Annotated in this window: 15 protein-coding genes; 4 read left to right on the top strand and 11 right to left on the bottom strand. The window is 69.7% G+C overall.

Going from position 1 to position 15,757, the window contains the following annotated elements:
• Nucleotides 1–12: 12 nt before the first annotated feature.
• Together BKA00_RS24635 and BKA00_RS24630 are read left to right on the top strand one after the other, a co-directional pair.
• Nucleotides 13–1,014 (top strand): polyprenyl synthetase family protein, encoded by a 1,002-nt coding sequence (locus BKA00_RS24635; protein ID WP_185034736.1) that lies wholly within the window; start codon nucleotides 13–15, stop codon nucleotides 1,012–1,014.
• Nucleotides 1,015–1,348: 334 nt separating this feature from the next.
• Nucleotides 1,349–1,597 (top strand): hypothetical protein, encoded by a 249-nt coding sequence (locus BKA00_RS24630; RefSeq protein WP_185028657.1) that lies wholly within the window; start codon nucleotides 1,349–1,351, stop codon nucleotides 1,595–1,597.
• On the opposite strand, the gene BKA00_RS24625 is transcribed toward BKA00_RS24630, so the two are convergent.
• The 9 genes from BKA00_RS24625 to rarD all read right to left on the bottom strand — a co-directional run bounded on the left by BKA00_RS24625 (nucleotide 1,594) and on the right by rarD (nucleotide 11,497).
• Nucleotides 1,594–2,208 carry a GTP-binding protein gene (locus BKA00_RS24625; protein ID WP_185028654.1) on the bottom strand — a complete coding sequence of 205 codons (615 nt, stop codon included), beginning with the start codon at nucleotides 2,206–2,208 and terminating at the stop codon, nucleotides 1,594–1,596. The two genes, BKA00_RS24630 and BKA00_RS24625, sit on opposite strands and share 4 nt — an antisense overlap.
• Nucleotides 2,189–2,617, bottom strand: a complete 429-nt coding sequence (locus BKA00_RS24620) for a DUF742 domain-containing protein (RefSeq protein ID WP_185028652.1) — start codon at nucleotides 2,615–2,617, stop codon at nucleotides 2,189–2,191. Before BKA00_RS24620 ends, BKA00_RS24625 begins: the two co-directional genes overlap by 20 nt.
• Entirely contained in the window at nucleotides 2,614–3,039 is a 426-nt protein-coding gene (locus tag BKA00_RS24615; RefSeq protein WP_185028649.1) for a roadblock/LC7 domain-containing protein, read from the bottom strand. The genes BKA00_RS24620 and BKA00_RS24615 overlap by 4 nt, the downstream gene beginning before the upstream one ends.
• A complete protein-coding gene (locus BKA00_RS24610) occupies nucleotides 3,036–5,480 on the bottom strand; it encodes a sensor histidine kinase (protein ID WP_185028647.1) in 2,445 nt (814 codons plus the stop codon). Before BKA00_RS24610 ends, BKA00_RS24615 begins: the two co-directional genes overlap by 4 nt.
• 176 nt (nucleotides 5,481–5,656) lie before the next feature.
• Nucleotides 5,657–7,360 carry a prenyltransferase/squalene oxidase repeat-containing protein gene (locus tag BKA00_RS24605; protein WP_185028645.1) on the bottom strand — a complete coding sequence of 568 codons (1,704 nt, stop codon included), beginning with the start codon at nucleotides 7,358–7,360 and terminating at the stop codon, nucleotides 5,657–5,659.
• A complete protein-coding gene (locus BKA00_RS24600) occupies nucleotides 7,357–8,307 on the bottom strand; it encodes a terpene synthase family protein (protein WP_185028643.1) in 951 nt (316 codons plus the stop codon). The genes BKA00_RS24605 and BKA00_RS24600 overlap by 4 nt, the downstream gene beginning before the upstream one ends.
• The gene (locus tag BKA00_RS24595; protein WP_268248241.1) at nucleotides 8,304–9,668 is read right to left on the bottom strand and encodes a cytochrome P450; all 1,365 of its coding nucleotides are present in this window, start codon (nucleotides 9,666–9,668) and stop codon (nucleotides 8,304–8,306) included. The genes BKA00_RS24600 and BKA00_RS24595 overlap by 4 nt, the downstream gene beginning before the upstream one ends.
• A 467-nt stretch (nucleotides 9,669–10,135) precedes the next feature.
• On the bottom strand, nucleotides 10,136–10,549 hold the full coding sequence (locus BKA00_RS24590) for a hypothetical protein (protein WP_185028639.1): 414 nt from the start codon (nucleotides 10,547–10,549) through the stop codon (nucleotides 10,136–10,138).
• Between the two features lie 39 nt (nucleotides 10,550–10,588).
• The gene (gene rarD / locus BKA00_RS24585) at nucleotides 10,589–11,497 is read right to left on the bottom strand and encodes an EamA family transporter RarD (RefSeq protein WP_230299115.1); all 909 of its coding nucleotides are present in this window, start codon (nucleotides 11,495–11,497) and stop codon (nucleotides 10,589–10,591) included.
• Between the two features lie 74 nt (nucleotides 11,498–11,571).
• On the opposite strand from rarD, the gene msrA reads away from it, so the two are divergent.
• On the top strand, nucleotides 11,572–12,222 hold the full coding sequence (gene msrA / locus BKA00_RS24580) for a peptide-methionine (S)-S-oxide reductase MsrA (RefSeq protein WP_185028637.1): 651 nt from the start codon (nucleotides 11,572–11,574) through the stop codon (nucleotides 12,220–12,222).
• 22 nt (nucleotides 12,223–12,244) lie between these two features.
• On the opposite strand, the gene BKA00_RS24575 is transcribed toward msrA, so the two are convergent.
• Both BKA00_RS24575 and BKA00_RS24570 read right to left on the bottom strand, forming a co-directional pair.
• Nucleotides 12,245–13,480: a helix-turn-helix domain-containing protein gene (locus BKA00_RS24575; protein ID WP_230299116.1), complete on the bottom strand. Its 1,236-nt coding sequence runs from the start codon at nucleotides 13,478–13,480 to the stop codon at nucleotides 12,245–12,247.
• Nucleotides 13,481–14,769: 1,289 nt separating this feature from the next.
• Nucleotides 14,770–15,033, bottom strand: a complete 264-nt coding sequence (locus BKA00_RS24570) for a hypothetical protein (RefSeq protein ID WP_185028635.1) — start codon at nucleotides 15,031–15,033, stop codon at nucleotides 14,770–14,772.
• Nucleotides 15,034–15,060: 27 nt separating this feature from the next.
• On the opposite strand from BKA00_RS24570, the gene BKA00_RS24565 reads away from it, so the two are divergent.
• Nucleotides 15,061–15,465: a helix-turn-helix domain-containing protein gene (locus BKA00_RS24565; protein ID WP_338072154.1), complete on the top strand. Its 405-nt coding sequence runs from the start codon at nucleotides 15,061–15,063 to the stop codon at nucleotides 15,463–15,465.
• Nucleotides 15,466–15,757: the final 292 nt, after the last annotated feature.

The following is a 15,757-nucleotide window of genomic DNA, read 5'->3' as shown; positions in this document are numbered from 1 at the left end:
GGCGGGCCGGCCATCCAGGAGACCGGCCCGTTCGGGCTTCCCGTCGACGCCGCGCTCGCGTCCGACGCCAAGGACCGCCTCGCCGCCGTCGAGTCCCTTCTGCTCGACTGCGTCCGGGGCGAGGACCCGCTGCTCACCGAGGCCTCGCAGCACCTCGTCGAGGCGGGCGGCAAGCGCTTCCGGCCGATGCTGGTGCTGCTGGCCTCCCACTTCGGCGACCCGGCGGCGCCCGGCGTCGTCCCCGCCGCCGTCGTCGTCGAGCTCACCCACCTCGGCACCCTCTACCACGACGACGTCATGGACGAGGCCACCATCCGCCGCGGCCAGCAGTCCGCCAACTCCCGCTGGACGAACACCGTCGCCATCCTCACCGGCGACTACCTGTTCGCCCGCGCGTCCGACCTGCTCGCCGACCTCGGCCCCGAGGCCGTCCGCATCCAGGCCCGCGCGTTCGCCCGCCTGGTCCGCGGCCAGATCCAGGAGACCGTCGGCCCCGGCGAGGACGCCGACCCCCTCAAGCACTACCTCCAGGTCGTCGCCGACAAGACCGGCTCCCTGATCGCCGTCTCCGGCCAGTTCGGCGCCCTGCTGTCCGGCGCCCCCGCCCACGTCGTCGACACCGTCACCTCCGCCTGCGAGAAGATCGGCATCGCCTTCCAGCTGTCCGACGACATCCTCGACGTCGCCTCCGAGACCGAGGAGTCCGGCAAGACCCCCGGCACCGACCTGCGCGAAGGCATCCGCACCCTCCCGACGCACCACGTCCTCGCCGGCATCGGCTCCGGCCCCGACGACGCCCGCCTCCGCGAGCTCCTCACCCAGGACCTCACCGACGACGCCCTCCACGCCGAGGCCCTCACCCTCCTGCGCGCCCACCCCGCCATGGACCGCGCCCGCGCCGACCTCCGCCGCTGGGCCGAGGACGCCCGCACCGAACTCCTCACCCTCCCCGAAATCCCCGCCCGCGAAGCCCTCACCAACCTCTGCGACTACGTGATCACTCGTACTGGCTAGCTTTTCTCTCCTCCTTCGGGCCTTGAAGGCCCTGGGGTCGGTGCGGTGTTCACGGCAGTGCTCTGCTCCTTGAGGGCCTTCATCGTCGGGTGCTCCGGTGATCGATGCTCTCTGCGCGATCAGGTCCTTGCTTGGCTTGAGCATGCCTTTGGACGCGGTTGCGATGCCCGCCACGCCGTACACCAGCAGCAGCGTGCTGATCAGGTCCGGGTTCACGCCGGATACCCGCTCCAGCACGGGACGCACGTAGGTGTACGCCGCGAAATGTCCGGTGACCAGGAGGAACGTCACCAGCAGACCGACCTGCGCGCGGGGTGCGCGAAGCACCTGCGGCATGGCGGCCAGACCCGCCGTGCCCGTCCCGGGCAACGCCGGCACCAGCGGCGCCGCCGGCCCGCCGGCGATCGCCCACACGCCGCCGATCGCCACGCCGACCAGGACCCGCGACGCCGGCAGTGCGGGCAGCCCGGGCGCGACCGCCGAGCCGAGGTTGGCCGCGGCCAGCAGGCCCGCCAGCCCGGCCAGCACAGCCCGCCGGTCCGGCCGGGCGGCCGGGTTCGTCGCCGCGGGTGTCCGCGGCTAGGCGTTCTGGGGTTCGGGCTCCTCCGTGAGGCCGCGGGTCTTCATGGCGTGCAGGACGAGGTCGATGAGGACCTCCTTGCAGGAGCCGAGGCTGCGGGCGTCGCAGAGCATGACCGGGACCTTGGGGCCCAGGTTCAGGGCCAGCTGGATCTCCGCGAGGTCGTAGCGCTGGGCGCCCTCGAAGCAGTTCACGGCGACGATGAACGGGGTGCCGCGGCGCTCGAAGTAGTCGACGGACGGGAAGCAGTCCGACAGGCGGCGGGTGTCGGCGAGCACGACGGCGCCGAGCGCGCCGAGCGAGACCTCGTCCCACATGAACCAGAAGCGCTCCTGGCCGGGGGTGCCGAACAGGTAGAGGACGTACTCGTCGCGCATCGTGATGCGGCCGAAGTCCATCGCGACCGTGGTGGTCTTCTTGCGCTCGACCCCGGAGATGTCGTCGACGCCGATGCCCTCGTCGGTGAGCAACTCCTCGGTGCGCAGGGGGGCGGTCTCCGAGACCGTGCCCACCATCGTGGTCTTGCCGACCCCGAAGCCGCCCGCGATCACGATCTTGACCGCGGTGGGGAGCCGGCGGGCGCGCGTGTCGCGCCTAGAGGGCCCGGAGACCATCGATCACCGCCTTGTAGAGCCTGATGTCGTGCATGTCCGCCTCCGGTTCGGGTTCCTGCATGGAGACGAACCCCTTGTCGAGCAGGTCTCCGAGCATCACCCGCACGGTCGCGACGGGCAGGTCGAGATGCCCGGTGATCTCGGCGACCGACATCACCGACTGGCAGAGCCGGATGATGGCCACGTGCTCGGGCCCGAGGCCGATCGCGCCCTCGGGCTCGGGGCCGGCCGCCACCACCAGGGTGATGAGGTCGAAACTTCCGCGGGTCGGCTCGATGCGGCCGCTGGTCATCACGTACGGCCGCACCATCGGGCCGGCGTGCTCGTCGAGATACCGGTCCTCGAACGGGGAGTGCGTCGCCGTCTCTTCCCCCCAGGGCTCCTGGGCGGGATCCTCGGGAGGCATCATGCCGGGCGCCCCTCCTGCGGGGACTCCGAGCGCGACGGCGAGGTGAGGTGGTGGCCCATGGCCGTGACGAGCATCGCCATCTCGTAGGCGACGAGCCCGACATCGGCCTCCTCGTCGGCGAGGACGGCGAGGCAGGCGCCCTTGCCGGCCACCGTGACCAGCAGGAACGCCGACGCCATCTCGACGATCGTCTGCCGGACGGGGCCGCCGCCGAAGCGGGTGCCCGCGCCCTTGGCCAGGCTCTGGATGCCGGCGGCGACGGCGGCGAGATGCTCGGCGTCGTCCTGCGACATGGCCTCGGAGGACGCCATGAGCAGGCCGTCCGCCGAGAGCACGACCGCGCTGCGGGCGTTCGGCAGCCGGTGCACCAGGTCGTCCAGCAGCCAGCCCAGATCGGAGGAGGAACTGGTCTTCTGCGTCACTGATCTGCCTCGCCTTCCGCTGCGTTGGTGCCGAGGGCTTCCGCCGCGGCGGAGCGGCCCCGCTGGGTGCCGCGCTGATAAGAGCCCATGATCTGCTTGATCTCCTCGGGGGAGCGGCCTGGGTCGCCCTGCTCCTCGAGCTCGTCGGCGACGACGGGCTCATCGGTGCGCAGGGGTTCGGCCAGGTTCGCCTGCGGCACCCGGACGGGGAGACCGGACGGAGTGGTGGAGATGTCGGGCACGGGTGGCACGTCCTCCAACTGGGTGGGATCGTGTCGGTCGCCGTCCGCGAGGACCTCGTCCTGCCGCAGGCGCGGCTCGGGACCGGTCGCGGGCGGCTCGGAACCGTTCGTTCCGCGGGGCTGCGGCTCGGTGGCCGGCTGTTCCAGGGGAGGGGGCACCGCGACCAGGGCGGGCCCCGTGGACTGCGGGCCGGTGGTCGACGGGCCGAGCGGCGTCGCGGCGCTGAGGGGGCGCCCGCTTGCGGGGGCCCCGACGGCGGCGGGGCGGCGCACCTCGAGGCCGTTGCGGGTGGTGGTGCCCGCCGCGACGGGCGCCGGGCCCTGCTCGGCGATCAGTTCTCGCGGGATGACGACGACCGCCGTGGTCCCGCCGTACGCGGAACGCTTCAGCGAGACCTGCACGTTGTACCGCTCGGCGAGCTTGCTGACCACGAACAGGCCGAGCTGCACCGAGCTCTGCAGGTGGAAGTCGGGCGGGTCGGCGATCCGCGAGTTGATCTCGGCGAGCTTCTCGTCGGTCATGCCGAGCCCGCGGTCCTCGATGTCGATGGCGAAGCCGCTGGCGACCAGGTGCCCGCCGACCTGCACGATGGTGTCGGGCGGCGAGAAGGAGACGGCGTTCTCGATCAGCTCGGCGAGCAGGTGCGTGACGTCGCCGACCGCGCGCCCGGCCAGTTCGACCGGGCCGAACGGCAGGACCGTGACGCGGGTGTAGTCCTCGACCTCGCCGACGGCGGCGCGGACGACGTCCACCATCGGGACGGCGTTGCGCCAGCCGCGGGCGGGGAGGGCGCCGGAGAGCACGATCAGGTTCTCGGCGTTGCGCCGCATGCGGGTGGCGAGGTGGTCGAGCCGGAAGAGCTCCTCCAGCTCCTTGGTCTCGATGTCGCGGCGGCGCTCCATGGTGTCCAGCATGGTGAGCTGCCGGTGCACCAGCGTCTGGGTGCGGCGGGCCAGGCTCAGCAGGACGTCCCGGATGCCGCGGCGCAGCTCCGCCTGCTCGACGGCGGTGCGGATCGCGGTCTCCTGGACGGCGTTGAACGCGCGCCCCACTTGCCCGATCTCGTCAGTGCCGAAACGCAGCGGCGGCGCCTCGACGGCGACGTCCACCTTCTCGCCGTGTCCGAGCCGCTCGACGACGCCGGGCAGCCGCTGCTCGGCCAGCTCCCAGGCGGCGCGGCGCAGGCGTTCGAGCTGCTGGACGAGGGCGCGCGCCGTGGTGATCGACACGACGACGGACGCGATGACCGCGAGGAGCCCCAGTCCGCCCGCCAGCATCAACCTGATGACCACGCCGACCGCGACCGGTGTGGCGCGTTCCACGACGCCGTCGCCGCCCTTGAGGACGAGCTGCTCGTGCGCGGTCAGGACCGGCTGGGCGGTGGTCCGCCAGTTCTCGGCGGAGGTCGGCGGCTTGAGGCCGGTGCGCGCCCGCTGGATGATGCGGTCTTCGAGGAGCCGCAGCCGGCCGTACTCCGCGCCGCCGCGGAACCGCTCGTAGGCGTTGCGGTCGGCGGTGGGAAGCTCGGCCACCGACTCGTCGAACAGGAAGCGCTGGGTGCCGACCAGCTCCGTGAAGTCGATCAGCTCGGCCCCGCTGAAGCGGCCCGCCGTGAGGACCCCGGAGATCAGTGCGTCCTCGCGGGAGAGCACCTCGCGTGCGCGGGTCAGGTCGATCAGCGTCCGGCTGTCCTTGGCGATCTCCTCGTCGTCGACGCCCGCGCTCGAACGGAAGATGCGGAACGTGGAGTCGATGACGGCGTTGTAGGGCTGCGCGGCCTGGCCGCGGTCGATGCCGGCGTCGACGGCGCGGCGGCCCGCGGCGAGACCGTTCAGGGCGGAGAGGGTCTCCTTGATGCGCTTCCAGCCGATGGCGCTCGCGGCGTCCTTGGTGTCGCCGCTGCCGGCGAGACGCCGGAACTTCGCGACGGCCTTGTCGGACTTGGCGCGCTGGGTGGTCAGCGCCGTGCGCTGCTGGGGGCCGGGACGGCCCAGGTAGACCATCGTCGCCCGTCGTTCCGCCTGGAGCGCCGTGATCATGTCGGAGCCGGGCCTGCCGGTGTTCTCGTCGAGCGTGCTGACCGACAGCAGGTCGAGGCCCTCGCGCAGGGTCACCCACGCCGCGAATCCCCAGAGGGCCACAAGGGACAGCAGCAACGCTGTGATCTTGGTCCGCACACGCGAATTGCGCAAGCGCATTTTACCTGCCCAGGAAAATAGAAAGCCTCCCAGAGGCTGCTCCAGGGGCCGGAGGATCCAAAGCGCCCGACGGGTGAGGGCATGGTGGGCTGAAACAGATACGTTCCGCGCCGGGAAGAACCCTAGCAATTCCGTCAATACGACTCAAGGCGGAGGCCTGAGGGGGCCTTGATGTCCTATATGTTAACTTTGGGGCTTTGTTGGCCCTGCTGGGAGGGGCCGCTGCCGCCCGGCCGTGCCGCCGCGAGGTGAAGTGCCGCGAGGATTTCCGCCTCCACCACCGCGGTGGGCAGATACAGATCCTTATCGTGCCACAGTGCGGGACGCTCGTCCTGCCGGGCCGCGCGCAGAAGATACCGATGGCCGGCCGTGACCGCGCGTTCGGTCGCGGGGTCCGCCGAGGGGCCCGCAAGGAGCAGAATCTGGAGCGCGTAGGCGGTCTCTTCGGCGGTGCCGCCCCATATGCCCCAGGAGCCGTCCGGGCGTTGCGTCGCCAGCACCCAGGCCACCGCCCTGCCCACCGCGGCCCCCGCGTTCCCGACGCCGAAGTCGGATAGTGCGAGCGCGCAACACACCGTCGCGTAATACGGGGATGCGTGCCATCGGTCGTGCCAGCTGCCGTCTTCCCGTTGCTCGGCGCACAGCCACGATGAGAGCTTTCTCACGACTTCGACAAAGCGGTTGTGAGTGGCGTCCTGATCGCCGTCCGTCCGCTCTCCGGTTTGCCGGAGATATTGGCCGAAAGCGTCGAGGACGTGCGCGTTCACGCTGGTCGAATGACCGTTCTCTCCCTGCCACGTGCAGAAATGGGTCTCCATCTCGTACCGCAGCAGCGCGTCGGGCGTCCTCCTGACGCCCAGGAGGGAGAGCGCGTACAGCGTCATCGCGGTGGTGTCCGCGTCGGCGGGCAGGCCCGCGGCCGCCGGGGTGCCGTCCGGACCGAGGGCCGCCGCGAGTTCGGCGGACAGGCGGGCGGGGATGGCGGGGGAGAGCCCGGCCCGCAGCAGGCCGCCGACCACCCACGAGCGCTCGAAGACCGTGATGGGAAGCCCGCAGGGCACCGGGCCGCCGAACTTCCGCACTGCGGTCTCCAGGTAACGCAGCGCCGCGCGCTCGCCAGAGGGACCTGGGGCCCGCCCGCCCAGCCACGCCGCGGTGGCCGCCGGGGACGCGCCGACCGTGCCCGTCGAGGCGGGCGGGACCCCCACCGCGCCGACGGCGGCGACGCCGGTCACCTCCAGCGCGTGGAAGAGCTTGCCGGGCAGGGCGGCCCCCGCGTTCAACGCGGCCAGCGCGAGGTCGAGGCGGTCGCGGTCGAAGCCGGGGAGGGCGGGCAGCGTCCACGAATGCCACGACTCCCGACCTTCGGGACGGTTCTCGCGCAGAACGCGCAGATGCTCGGCGATCGAGGACGTCAGCGAGACGGTGATGATGTCCAGGGCGGGCGTGTCCGGTACGTCCACCGTGCCCGCTCCGCCGCCTCCCGTGTCCAGGCTCGGGAGCAGCGATGACAGCATGCGCAGACCACGTTCGGCGGATCTCGCGAGGGCCGCGTCGCCGGCGTCTTCCGGCTCCCGCCGGAGGGTCGCCAGGAGTGCGTCGACCGCGCTCAGCGTCGGGACGAGCGCGTATCCCCCCGGGCCGCCCCACCCGCCGTCCTCCCGCTGGACGTCGAGAAGGTAGGCCAGCCGTTCTTCGTGGCCGGTCAGCCAGGGGGCGAGGGAGACCAGGCGCGCGGTCTCGTAGACCGAGGGCGACACCTGCCCCCAGGGTTCGCGGAAGAGACTCATGACCAGTTCGCCGGCCCGGGCGGTGTAGCCGCCGGCCGCGGCGTGCCGTGCGGGGATCGCGGCGAGGGCCGGGCGGTCATCGACGCTCATAGGGAACCCCAGTAGTCGGTGACGCCGTAGAAGCCGGTGCTGTAGGCGATCTGCCGCTCCAGGTAGGCGGCCTCGACCGGGCAGGTCTCCTTCAGCGGGACGAGCTGCTCCCGGCACTCGCCGACGATCTCGGTGATGCGCTCCATCACCGCGGGGCGGTCCACGCCCAGCATGAGCGAGTTCAGATCACCCCAGGTGAGGTCACGCTCGTAGGTGGCGAGGTCATTGAGCAGGCGCAGGACGCGCTGCACCCCCGCGCTCACCTTCCCCAGGTCGTCCAGATGCGCGAACGTGCGCTCGTCCCCGGTGAAGATCCAGTGCGCGATGTTGACCAGCGAGGACCCGAAGTTGTCGGCGTTCGCCACGTACTCGTCGAAGTCCGGGAGTCCGGGGGCCTTGCGATCCGCGGTGAAGGCGGCCTTCCATTCCCACTCCCGCGCCATCGCTTCGAGGTAGCGGCGAAGCTGACCGCCCCACAGTTCCCTGTGGGCACCGAACGCGGGCGAGGTGGCGAGATCGGCCTGGAGATCGGACAGGCAGCGCGCGAGCCCGACGGCGGCCGTCTCGTCATCCGCGCTCACCAGCCCGGGGTTCAGGTTCGTTCCTTCGGGCTCCAAGAGGGTGAGGCATTCCCGCGTGGCGCGCTCGACGTCGGCCCGCGTCCGGGCCATGTAGTCCACGACCCAGTCGGCCGCGAAGACCCACAGCGACGCGCGGGCCGCGATGCGCAGCCGGTCGGGAGACTCCCAGGGGGCACCGAAAGCGTTGGCCAGGGCGACCGTGCTGAACAACCGCGCGTCGAAGGGGCGCGCCGAGAAGAGGACGGGGAAGGAGGCCGCCCACTCCTGGAGGTCGCGCTGGCAGTCCGCCGCCAGGGCGGCCGTCCGGCCGGACTCCAGTGCCCTCTGGAACTCGTCCTCCACGGCGGGAGCCGCGCCGGCGGTCACCGTGAGCCCACGGGTTCGAGCACCATCTCGACGCGTTCCCGGGGGATCAGCGTCAGCCTCACCTGGGGTTCGACCGGGCCGTCGCCCAGGACCACCGGACGGAACCGCTGAAGCATCGTCGCGGCGATGAGCTGGGCCTCGATGGTGAAGAAGAGGGTGCCCACGCATTGGTGGGGACCGGCCCCGAACGCCATGTACGCGAATCGGTGACGGGACTTGGAACGCGCGGGGGAGAAGCGCTCCGGGTCGAAGACCTCCGGCCGCGGCCACACGTCCGGTAGGCGGTGGGTGAGGTACGGGCTGATGAGGACGGTGTTGCCGCCCCTGATCCGCACACCGTCGATGACGTCGTCGGCGACGGACGTCCGCGGAATGATCCAGCCGATCGAGTACACCCGCATGAGCTCCTGCATGACCATCTTGGTGTAGCGCAGTTCCGGCAGGTGGGCGCGGGTCGGGTGGTCGGACCCCAGCACCCCGTCGATCTCCGCGCGGAGCCTGGCGGCGATCTCGGGCTGGCTGTTCAGGACGACGCAGAGCCACACCAGGGCCGTGGCCGTGGTCTCCGTCCCGGCCGTGAACATGGCGACCACGCCGTCGCGGACCTGCTGGTCGTCGAGGCTGCGGCCCTGCTCGTCGTGCGTCCCGATCAGCATCGAGACGATGTCCCGGTCGAAGACCTCGCCCCGCCGCGCCTCGCGCACCAGGGGGAGGATGACGTCGTCGACGGCCTGGACGGAGCGCTGGAAGGCCCGGTCGCCGGGGAGCGGGACCGAGAGAGGAACGAAGGGCAGCAGCATCCGGGCGCCCATCGATCGCGTCGCCGTCCTGATCGCGTCGGCCAGGTGGTCGGCCTCGGACAGCGGGATCCTGTTGCCGAAGAAGGCGCGGATGACGGCGCGCTGGACGATGCGGGTGAGTTCGGTCTGCGCGTCGACCGGCTGACCCGGCGGGGTGCGTTCGGCCAGGTCGTCCACGCCCTCGACGATCGTCCGCGCCAGCTCGTCGGTGACCTTGGCGATGTTGGGTCCCGACAGCAGCTTCTGGAAGATCCCCCTGTTCAGCGCCCATTCGGGCCCCTCGCCCGCGATCTCGCCGACCAGCCGGGTCAGCGGCTTCCACATCATGCCTCTGCGGGGATAGTTGGCCGCGTTGTCGCGCAGGACGTGCTGGACGTGCTCCGGACGGGTGATGAGGTAAGGACGGGTGAGGCCCAGATTCACCCTCGTAATCTCGCCGTCCGACTCTCGGCCGATCTGCTCGAATGCTCTAAGCGGATCCCGCAACAGCCGGGGAAAGCCGTGTTGGAAGGGAATTTTTCCGGGCTTTCTGATCGCCAGGTCAGCGCCGTCGACGGTCATGCTGCGTGTCCTCATCTGAAGTTGTCCGTGCTGGAGAATTCAGGATGGCGGCGGGACGTCCGGCGCGCCTTTACTGATGCGATCGGGACGAATGTTCTGAGGAGGGTTACTTGTGCAGTTTGCGGCCAGTGGGGCCATCTGGGCGGTTACCCGGAAGTATCACATGATCAACTGTCTGGATCAAGGTTAAGGTCAGGGTGAAATCTGCCACAATGCGTATTGTTCACATCACTGACGGGCGACAAGTCAGGAAAGTCGGCACCGGCTTGACCTCAGAAGTGTCACTGTCCGCACAGGCGAAGTCACCTCGTGCCGCCTCGGTGTTCGAAGAGAGAACCCCGGAGACCAAATCCGAACAATTGTTCGAACATCTGTAGCGGATCGAGCGGATTTCCGCCAGACGTATGTGTGGCCGGAGTGCGCCCGCCCGCGCGGCGAAGCCGGGCCCTCGCCCGCTTCGCTATGGGTCAGCCGACGCGTTGCCCACCATTGGAACCGGTTGAGAGCGCGGCCGGAAGAATGGACGGCCACGGCCGCATCGCGGAGACGACCAGCGTGCCGGACCTCAGATGGGACCCGCAGTGCGCGACCACTTTGTAACTACCCGGATCCGCGGCCTCGCCGACCGTCGCGGCGCCATGACCGGAGTGGAGCGTCACGCGTCTGGCAAAGGCCGCCGACGAGACCCGCGGCCGCGGTGCGTCCGGGCAGCCGCGCACCGTCAATTCCACCCGGTCGCCTGGGTGCACCGTCCCTGGGGTGAACGTCACCCCGCCGTGCTGATCGCCGGTCCCCGTCGCCAACGCCTCGCCCGTCGTCGGCGCGGCCAGGCCCGCAGTGACGAGCGTGGTCCCGAGAACGGCGATGCTGAGCAAACGCAACGTAGGCTCCTGGGCCAGGGGGATGTGACCTCCGGCACTCTAATGCCTCTGTAGCGTTCCCTCCAGACGAACTCGTGCCTGCTCCGACGTCCGCCTCGCGGAGCGCGCCCCGTCCCATGTGAGCGTCACCAGCGCGAGCCAGACCAGCAGGAACCCCGCCCACCGGCTCGGCGGCATCTCCTCATGCTGCACGAACAGCCCGATGGCGAACTGCAGCACCGGCGCCAGGTACTGCAACATGCCGATGACGCTCAACGGCAGCCTGACGGCGGCCGAGTTGAACAGCATCAACGGCACGGCCGTCACGATCCCGGCCCCGGCCAGCAGCACCGCGTGCCCCACCCCGTGATGCCCGAACGCCGCCTCGCCCCGTCCCTCGATCAGCAGCACGAACCCCAGTGCCGGCAGGAACGTCACGGCCGTCTCGACCGCCAGGCTCTCCGCCGAGGGCATGTCGGCGAACTTCTTCAGCAGGCCGTACACCGCGAACGCGGCCGCCAGCACCAGCGCGATCCACGGAGGCCGGCCGTAGCCGACGGTCAGCGCGACCACCGCGGCCGTCCCCATCCCGACCGCCGCCCACTGCCACGGCCGCAGCCGCTCCCGGAAGATCACCACGCCGAACAGCACGGTGATCAGCGGATTGATGAAGTACCCCAGCGCGGACTCGATCGTGTGCCCGCTGTTGACGGCGTAGATGTACGTCCCCCAGTTGACGCTGATCACCAGCGCCGCCAGCGCCAGCAGCACGAGACGCCGCCATCCGAGCGTCCGCAGCCACCCCCGGCTCCGCCGCGCGGCCAGCACCGCGACCACCGCGACCAGCGACCACATGATCCGGTGCGCGAGGATCTCGCCGGCCCCCGCCGGCTTCAGCAGCGGCCAGTAGAGCGGGAACAGCCCCCACAGCACGTACGCCGCGACCCCGCACACCACACCCCGCTTCACGCAGGCAACATATCAGCATGTAATCAACCAAAAGGAGCGACAGTCCTGACGAGTGGGACGAGTAGCCTGAGCGCATGTTCGGCTTTGCGAAGACCAAGATGGTCTCTCCGGAGAAGGCACTCCCCGGCAGGGACGAGCCCATCGCGGTACCGCCGCGCCACGAGGTCCTCGACGCCCCCCTCGCGCCGCCCTACCCCGACGGCGCCGAGATCGCCGAATTCGCCCTCGGCTGCTTCTGGGGTGCGGAACGCAGGTTCTGGGAGACTCCCGGCGTCATCTCCACCTCGGTCGGCTACGAGGGCGGCTACACCCCGAACCCCACCTACGAAGAGGTCTGCAGCGGCCTGACCGGCCACACCGAGACCGTCCGCGTCGTCTACGACCCCGCCAAGACCACCTACGACGACCTGCTCCGCGTCTTCTGGGAGGCCCACGACCCCACCCAGGGCATGCGTCAGGGCAACGACATCGGCTCCCAGTACCGCTCAGCGATCTTCACCCGCACCGCCGCCCAGCACCAGGCCGCCGAAACATCCCGAACCGCCTACCAGCAGACCCTCACGAACGCCGGCTACGGCCCCATCACCACGGAAATCACCACAGCCCCCGACTTCTACTACGCCGAACAAGACCATCAGCAGTACCTCCAGAAGAACCCAAACGGCTACTGCGGCACTGGCGGAACTGGCCTGTCCTGTCCAGTAGGCGTCGCCCCTGCCGAGTAGCGTCTGACCTGCTGCGCTGCGGTCAAGCGGCGTAGGTGTCGAGGACCTCGCGCACTTCGGGGACGTCCCGGTATGGCTCCAGCTTGGTCAGCACGACTCGCCCGCGCTTCGCAGTCCGATCGCTGGGGAAGCGGGCCGAGAGGTCGAGCATGCGCCGCGCGGTGCTGGCCGCCTCTTCGGGCTCGTTGGCGTCCACCAGGGCGACAGCAAGCCATGAGAGATAGAGGGCAAGTTCGCGCGTGCGGGTCGAGTCGTACCGGCTGAGCACCTCTTGCAGAAGCGGGACGGCCCGCAGGGGCTTGTGAAGTTCGGTGTAGACGCGGGCGTCCATCACATTGAGTTCCTCGGGCGAGACCCAGTAGGCCCAATCCGGGGCCTCGCGCGAGCCCTCCTCGTCCATGGCCTCGTGGGCTTGGGCAAGGGCGCGCATGGCTGGTTGGGCATTGCCCGCCTTGGTATTCGCCCAAGCGACTCGATCGAGGTAGAGCGCGCGGGCCTTGGGTGGTGCGTCCGGTCCGGCCTCTTCCAATGCGGCGCGGGCCAGACTCAGCCCGTCCTCTTCGTGGCCGGTGTTGGTGAGCTGGTAGGCCAGACTCCCCGCGAGGTGACCGACGAGTGCGAGGTCTCCGGCCTCCCTGGCCGCCGAGATCCCGAGCCGGTAGGCGCGCGCCGCCTGGTCGTGCTGGCCCGCGTCGCTGGCGATCCACCCGGTGATCTGGGCTATCTCGCCGATACTGCCGAGGAGTGAGCGGCCGGTCTGCTCGGAATGCGTCGTCTCCCGGTAGAGCTGGACTGCGCCGTCCAGCTCTCTGAAGGCTGGCGCGAGCAGATCACGGCTGGCGATGACGTCGTCCCCGAGTCTCAGGCCGTGCGCCCGGTCGGCGAGCGCGACCGCAGTGGACGTCCCGACTCGACGGCCTGTGCTGCTCGCCAGCGGTCCGAGTTCGACGTCTTCGGGCAGGAAATATGAGAGTGCTTCCGCTGGGCTGGGCGCTTCGGGCGGGAAGTCCTCGCCGCGTGCATGGGCGGCGGCCCGTTCAAGGGTCTGAAGAGGTACGTCTAGCGCCTCGGAGAGGGAAGAAATCCAGACATCGGGGATTCGCTCGCCTCGTTCCCATCGGCTGATCTCGTGACGCGTCAGGGACGCCGTTCCTGAGATGTGGCACAACAACTCCGCTAACTGCCGCTGGCTCTTGCGCGCGTCTCGCCGCAACCCCGCGAGATAAAGACCGAACCGTTGCCGCTTTTCGTTGATCACGCTGGCCCCTCCCTCACTCCTCAGTCTGGCCCCTCTCCGGCCCCCTGGTAGGCGCCTCTGAGGAGACAGCCCGAAAAGACAGGCTCTAGCCATGGAAGAGGCGGCAGGTACCAACGGTCAACCCCCGTCCTGTGCCTCGACGAAAGGGTCGGCTTTCATGGCAACGGAGGCTTCGGAGGTGACGGAGGCGCGGCGTCTGCGGGTGTGGGCGCTGGCGAAGGCGCTCAAGGCGCACGGGTACGCGGTGGAGATCGCGGAGTCTCTGCCGCTGCTGGCGGTTCCGGCCGCGTGCGGGTCGCCCGTCGTAGTGCGTTGTGATCGGCGGGCGATCTGTGGGGGTGAGTTATGGTTCGTCTTCGCTGGTGGTGGCGCAATAGCTCCGGCAGACGACGCGCACATTCCTGACGCGGTGGTGGCAGTGAAGGGCCGGCTCGCCGCGCAAGCCGATGGGTAGGCACGCGTCGGCCGAAGCGGTCACCTGGTACGGACGGGCTACCGGAGCGTGGTGGGCGTTGGTCCCTACACCGGACGGGATGCGGTTGCTGGAAGCGGCCACCCGTGACGAGTTGCGGAAAGCGCTCCGTAACCCGGCGGCTTGGCCGTGGCCTGTCCACAAGTTCGCTCCCGGATCTCAGCGCTGATCAGGCGCACCCGGAAGGCCACAAGAGGGACGACTCTATGGGGCGGGCCCAGGGGTCATCCCTCATTCCTGGCGGTGACGCGTGGTCTTGGACCGGGGAGTAAGACCGCTGCTGTCGTCCGCCGCCCCGCCTTTCTGCCTTGCCCCCATGGCAGAGAGGCGGGGCATTCTGATGATCTGCCGCAACGGGGCGAGGGCCGCGGCTTTCCTTTCGCGCTGACAGGGCCGGCGCCGTGTCGGCAATTCCGTCTCAAGCGTCGCCCGGCCTGGAATCCACTGCCCTGCACCTCATGCGGCGAGCCTTTGCACGGGGCCCGCCTCAGGTTGTGCGGTGCGATACGGGCCAAACCCCGCACCCGGCCCCGCGCCCGCTCTTCGCCCCGAACGTACTCGCCGGCCCAGGACCGATGGACGCCGTGCCTTGCCAGACGCGGTGGCCATCGGACGGTCAAAGGTGCAAGGCACAAACAAAAGAAAGGAAGTGGTCGCCGTGACGGACGATCATCCCGAATGCGGGACCTGTGAAGGAACCGGCATCGTCATGGGTGAGGTCTGCTACAACTGCCACGGAACAGGTCGCCTGGGCAAGAAGTTCCGCTTTTTGCGGAACATCTTCCGGATGACGTTGCGATAGCAAGATGATTTTTTTCTAAACTAAATGCCGATAACCTTTTGATTGAATGACGCCCGGCTCCACCTTCTGCAGGTGGAGCCGGGTCTTTGCGTCCAGACGGACGACGGCGTGGAAGTGGATCAGGCCGCGCCGCTGGTACTCGATCACGCAGAGGCCGGCCGCGTAGGCGGCGACCTTGTGTTTCACCACCTTCCAGGCCACCACAAGACGCGCATGCGAGAAGATCGAGAGGTGGAGCGCGCTCGTAGGGCGCTGCGGCTGTGCGTGGCCGAGGCGCACTCGGCGGAGGCTGAGGAAGGTGAGCCGATGGGTGATCGGGCGGACTGGAGTGCGCTGCGCGAGCGCCGCATGTCCGAACCCGGTGCTGCCGAGGCGTACGACGTTGCTCGCTTGGCCTATGAACTGGGGCGGAGTGTTCGGGCGCTCCGTGAGGAGCGTGGCTGGAGTCAGAGCGAACTCGCCAGGGGGGCGGACATGACGCAGTCGGCCGTGGCCCGGTTCGAAGCCGGCGGCACCGTCCCGACACTGGCGGTCCTGAACGCCTGGCCCGAGCTCTCGGTGTCGAACTCGTCGTCGAACTGCGGAGTCCGGCCGCCTGAGGCGGCGACCATGCGCAGAGACGGGTACCACCTGCGGTACCTCGACAAGAACCCGAACGGCTACTGCGGCACAGGCCTCACCTGTCCGGTAGGCGTCGCCCAGGCTGAGTGATCTTGATGGTGGGTGGCGAGGTCTCGGCCCTTTGGGCCGAGCATCTGGAGCTCACGTTTCCGGACGCTCTGCGGTGGCTGGACGCTCCAAGTGGTGAGTCGGTGGCGGCGCTCGACGCCTGTGTAGCGGGGTGCATCTCGGCCTACCTGCGGGGAGGGACCCTTGATAGCGAACGTCGGTCGGCCCTGAACGGCTTGCTGAGCGATCTTCGGGGTGTCCTTCCGCGACTGAGTGGCGAGGGCGCCGAGTATGTGGCCCGCCTGCTGCGGATGGCGGAACTGGTCGATGCTGC

It is taken from the genome of Actinomadura coerulea (assembly GCF_014208105.1).
Taxonomy (GTDB): domain Bacteria; phylum Actinomycetota; class Actinomycetes; order Streptosporangiales; family Streptosporangiaceae; genus Spirillospora; species Spirillospora coerulea.
The sequence above is the reverse complement of the archived record's forward strand: the minus strand, read 5'-3'. Positions and strand labels throughout refer to the sequence as shown.